The sequence below is a fragment of the Prosthecobacter sp. genome (assembly GCF_044373815.1).
GTDB lineage: Bacteria > Verrucomicrobiota > Verrucomicrobiia > Verrucomicrobiales > Verrucomicrobiaceae > Prosthecobacter.
Genome location: NZ_JBIPNG010000541.1, coordinates 1 through 4,126 on the forward strand (window position 1 = coordinate 1; position 4,126 = coordinate 4,126).

The 4,126-nt window shown below is 60.3% G+C and carries 2 protein-coding genes and 1 pseudogene; 2 read left to right on the plus strand and 1 reads right to left on the minus strand.

The window, feature by feature from the left end; translation table 11 throughout:
• Positions 1 to 119 precede the first annotated feature (119 nt).
• Positions 120 to 272 (minus strand): hypothetical protein, encoded by a 153-nt coding sequence (locus ACIREA_RS27805; RefSeq protein WP_397385582.1) that lies wholly within the window; start codon positions 270 to 272, stop codon positions 120 to 122.
• Positions 273 to 736: 464 nt separating this feature from the next.
• Between ACIREA_RS27805 and ACIREA_RS27810 the strand changes: the two genes are divergently transcribed.
• Together ACIREA_RS27810 and ACIREA_RS27815 are read left to right on the plus strand one after the other, a co-directional pair.
• Complete coding sequence (locus ACIREA_RS27810; RefSeq protein WP_397385583.1) at positions 737 to 2,146, plus strand: DUF1501 domain-containing protein; 1,410 nt, start codon at positions 737 to 739, stop codon at positions 2,144 to 2,146.
• Positions 2,147 to 2,641: 495 nt separating this feature from the next.
• A pseudogene (locus ACIREA_RS27815) lies at positions 2,642 to 4,126 on the plus strand (hypothetical protein); the annotation flags it as partial.

Genomic DNA, 4,126 nt, shown 5'->3' on the forward strand with positions numbered 1-4,126 from the left:
AGATCGGCCCGGACGGATCCGATGCTGGAAATCGCAAGGATCAAAGTTGGAAAAAGGAGGAAGGTCTTCATGGTTTAGATGCTTAGCGGTTGGAGTTATCTGCATGTGCAAACAGGAGATCAGGGGATGGCACGAAGCTGGTCCTGCACCCAGGCTTCGCGGCGGTCGGCGGTGGTGGCAAACACCATGTTTTTGTCCATGCGTCCGTCATGGTCCGTGTCCTCCAGCACGACCACTCTCCCGCTGGGCAGTTCCTCCCCTTTGCCATCCATGGCCGTCCGAAGGTGAGAGAAAGCAATTGAAGAAAACGAAGGAGACGCATGATTTCGAGCATGGATGCGAGAGCGTTCCGGTGGTTGCCAGGGTGGATGATTTTGGAAAAGCTGAAGTTAACCGATCTGACGTGCAGGCTGAGTCACAAGGCGGTGTTGAAAGTGCGCTGAAGAATCAGAGATTCATGGTTTGAGTTCTACAGATGCGAAGCTTGTTATGTTTCAAAAACCGAAGCTGATTCGTGCGGCTCCAGCCAGCGGCAGTGAGCGTCATGATCAACAACCGCTTACGAAGACGCGCCTCCTCTTGTTACTCGTTGAAGCCGGTGAATACTTTCATCTTTGGTCATTCGTGCCGGTATTGAGAAATCCCGTTGCGTGATGACGTAACTATCCAGCCCCGGGGTCTGCACGGGGCACGTTGCCTGCTGCAACATTCCATTCGTCTCGAACAGCCACTGTTTATGAACATCCTCCCGACCTCGCGCCGCCAGTTTCTTCAAGCCGGTGGCATCGGCGCTCTGAACCTCGCCATCCCGGGACTGGTCGTCGGGAAGGACAAGCTGGACGCCTCGGGCAAAGCGGTGGCTTCGAAGAAGCGCTGCATCTTTCTGCTCCTGTGCGGTGGCCCGAGCCAGCTTGATACCTGGGATCTGAAGCCGGACGCACCGTCTGAGATACGCGGCCCGTATAAACCCATCCGCACCAAGGTGCCGGGCATGCACTTGAGCGAACTGCACCCGATGCTGGCGAAGGTGACGGATCAGTTTTGTCTCATCCGCTCGATGACGCACCCGGGGCCGATCAACAATCACTTCGACGCGATGCACAACCTGCTCAGCGGGCAGTTGATCGAGCGCGTGAAGCAGGGCGAGCCCGACGGCCTGCCCTATCTCGGCTCCGTGGTGGCCAAGCATCTGCCGAGTGAGGAGAACCTCGTCTCGAATGCATGGCTCATCAAATGCGTGGGGCCGCCGGTGTTCTGCGCGCCTAACATCGGCTCCGGCGGCTATCTGGGGTCTGCGCACGCGCCGGTGTTCATCGGCTCCGAGAACAACCATCCCGCGATGCCGAATTTCACGCCACCGGAGATTTATAACATGGGCGATCCCAAGCGTCTGTGGGAACGACGCAAGCTGCTGGCCGATCTGGAGTCCAAGCTCCTCGCGGACAATCCGCAGGGCAAGGACTGGAACGAACTGCGCGAGAAAGCCTACGACTCCATGACCCGCCCGGAAGGCCGGCAGGCTTTTGACTTGAAGAGTGAACCGCTGGCTGTGCGCGAACGCTATGGCATGCACCCGCTCGGCCAGAATCTCCTGCTCGCCCGGCGCATGGTTGAGGCAGGCGTACGCTTCATCACCGTCAATGGCTGGGTCGGTGCCGCACCGGACGAAAAAGGTGGTGGTCCGCCCAGCTCCAGCTGGGACATGCATGGCGGCAACATGGGCATGGGCAATGCCTTCGGTGGTGGCTCCTATGGCATGAACTTCTGCCTGCCGCGTCTCGATCAGGCGCTCTCCGCTCTCCTCACTGATCTCAAGCAGCGCGGCCTGCTCGAAGACACGCTGGTCGTCGCCGTCGGCGAGTTCGGACGCACACCCATCATTCTGACGCAGGGGCCTCCTGGACGCCAGCACTGGCCCAAGTGTTTCTCCGCCATCGTCGCCGGCTGTGGCATTCGCGGCGGCGCGATTTACGGCGAGTCCGACAAGACGGCTTCCGCTCCGGTGAGCGATCCCGTCACTGTTCAGGATCTCCACGCCACCGTGCTTCATGCCCTGGGTGTGCCCTTGAACGATCTCACCATGAACACCGGCCTCTCCCGTCCGCCTTTCTCCACCGGGAAACCGGTCATGGGGCTGTTTGGATAGTCTGATGCAGACTGCGGGGTCGCAGTGAGCGCATAAGAATCAACGCGCGCCCTGCCCCTGCCGATCCGGGCATCCTGTTTGAACCTGACGCCGATCTTACAGGCCTCTTCAATTGAAAGGGCGGCGGTAAAGCCTGGCTCAGCGCGCTGCGTCACAGGCAAGAACCCTGCGATAGTTCCAAGCAGATGTTCGGGCTGGCTGGTGTGGTTGTCCAAAGATGAGGAAGCGACGGCAGGCTGGACAACGGGTGCACGCATTCAGTCGTTGTACCGGGTGATACCGAGAGTAAATCCTACACTTTCAATTTTGGCCAGCACGCCATCATTCGCATGGTATTTAGAAAAACTTTTGCCATCGCCTCATTTTGTGATTGATGTAATCCTGCGTCCTGCATGTATAAAAGTTCTGATATTATCAATTAATCCCCGCCCATGGGGCAGTGCTGGGCCTTTACATGCTATGTTTGGATCAATGGTCTTGGAGACGGCGATTGGGATGGCTTTTGTGTTTCTGCTGGTGAGCATTTTGGTCACGGCGGCCAGTGAAATGCTGGCCAATGCGCTCCAGCTGCGGGCGCGCTGCCTGCGCAAGGGGCTCTCGGCCATGCTCGCGCCGGGGAATTCGACCCGTGAGGAGATCAGCGGGCTGGAGATGGAGATTCTACAGCATCCGCTGGTGGCAGGCAAAGCGGTGCCTTCGGCAGATGCCGTGGCGAAAGGCAAGCCGCCGGGCAAAGGCAGCGGGCCCTCCTACATCCCGACACAGGTCTTTTCCTCAGCCCTGCTGGACACTCTAGGGCTGTTGCGTCCCAGCTCAGGCGAATGGCTGCAGAAGCTGCAGTCACGGCTCGCGGCACTGCCTGCCACGGGGGAGGACCTTGCACCACTCCAAGCGGCGGTGTCAGGACTGCTGGAAGAGCTGACGGAGGCGCTGGATGGCGCGGATCTGCGTGCCAGCCTGGAAAAGGCTGTGGCAGACCTCGGCGAGATCCCTGCGGCGGTGCCTGCGCTGCAGCAAAAACTCGCGGAGATCAATGCGCGAATCAGCTCCGGGATGCTCAGCTGGGTGAAGCCCACGCTGGCAGAGATCGCCATGAAACCAACGGCGCAGGCGTTGCAGGATCTCATCGTACAAATCCCGACCACCGGGGCGGGTGGTGCGGCTTTCCAGAACCGCCTGCGCATGTGGCGAGACAGGCTGGCGCAGGCTCCCCTGCCCTACGCGCTGGCTTTGGAACGAGCCAAATCTCTGACCTCCAGCCAGACGGACATGAGGGCCGCGCTGGAGCGCCTGCCAGACAGCAACTTGAAGCGCACGCTCCTGCTTTTGCAGCACGAAGCCGGAAATGATGCGGATGCCTTCAAGGTCAAGGTGGGGGAGTGGTTCGATGCCTCGATGAAACGTGTGAGCGGCTGGTACAAACGCCAGACGGCCTGGGTCAATTTTGCCACGGGGGCGGTGCTGGCAGTGCTGCTGAACGTGGATGCCTTGCTGGTGCTGAAACGCCTTTCCACGGACCCCTCCCTGCGGACCGCACTCGTGAATGAGGCCTCTGCTCACGCGAACAAAGCATCTGCGGCAGACGCGCCGCCCCCACCTGCGGATCCAGCAGATACACCCACCCCTCCAGCCGTTGCTGCAACTAAGGCGTCTCCGACTGCAGATGAGCCGAGTCAGCATTTTCAGGATGCCCGGAAGCAATTGGAAGAGCTTGGGCTGCCCATCGGCTGGGTCTCCCCCGGCTCCTCTGAGGCGGCGAGCCCACGAGCCAACGCCGAGCTCCGTGTGCGCCCCTCCGGCGCCAGCCTCCTGCATCTCGATCCCGCCGCCTGGAAAACCATGGTGGAGCTTATGTGCACGCATGGGATCGGCTGGCTGCTCACGGCCCTCGCCGCCACCCTCGGCGCGCCGTTCTGGTTTGATCTGCTGTCCAAATTCATGAACGTCCGTCAAGCTGGCGAACGCCCAAAACCGTCCACT

What these genes read in the sequence shown, in the direction of transcription:
- ACIREA_RS27805 (WP_397385582.1), bottom strand. Translation starts at nt 272, where the DNA reads ATGGATGGCAAAGGGGAGGAACTGCCCAGCGGGAGAGTGGTCGTGCTG.
- ACIREA_RS27810 (WP_397385583.1), top strand. Translation starts at nt 737, where the DNA reads ATGAACATCCTCCCGACCTCGCGCCGCCAGTTTCTTCAAGCCGGTGGC.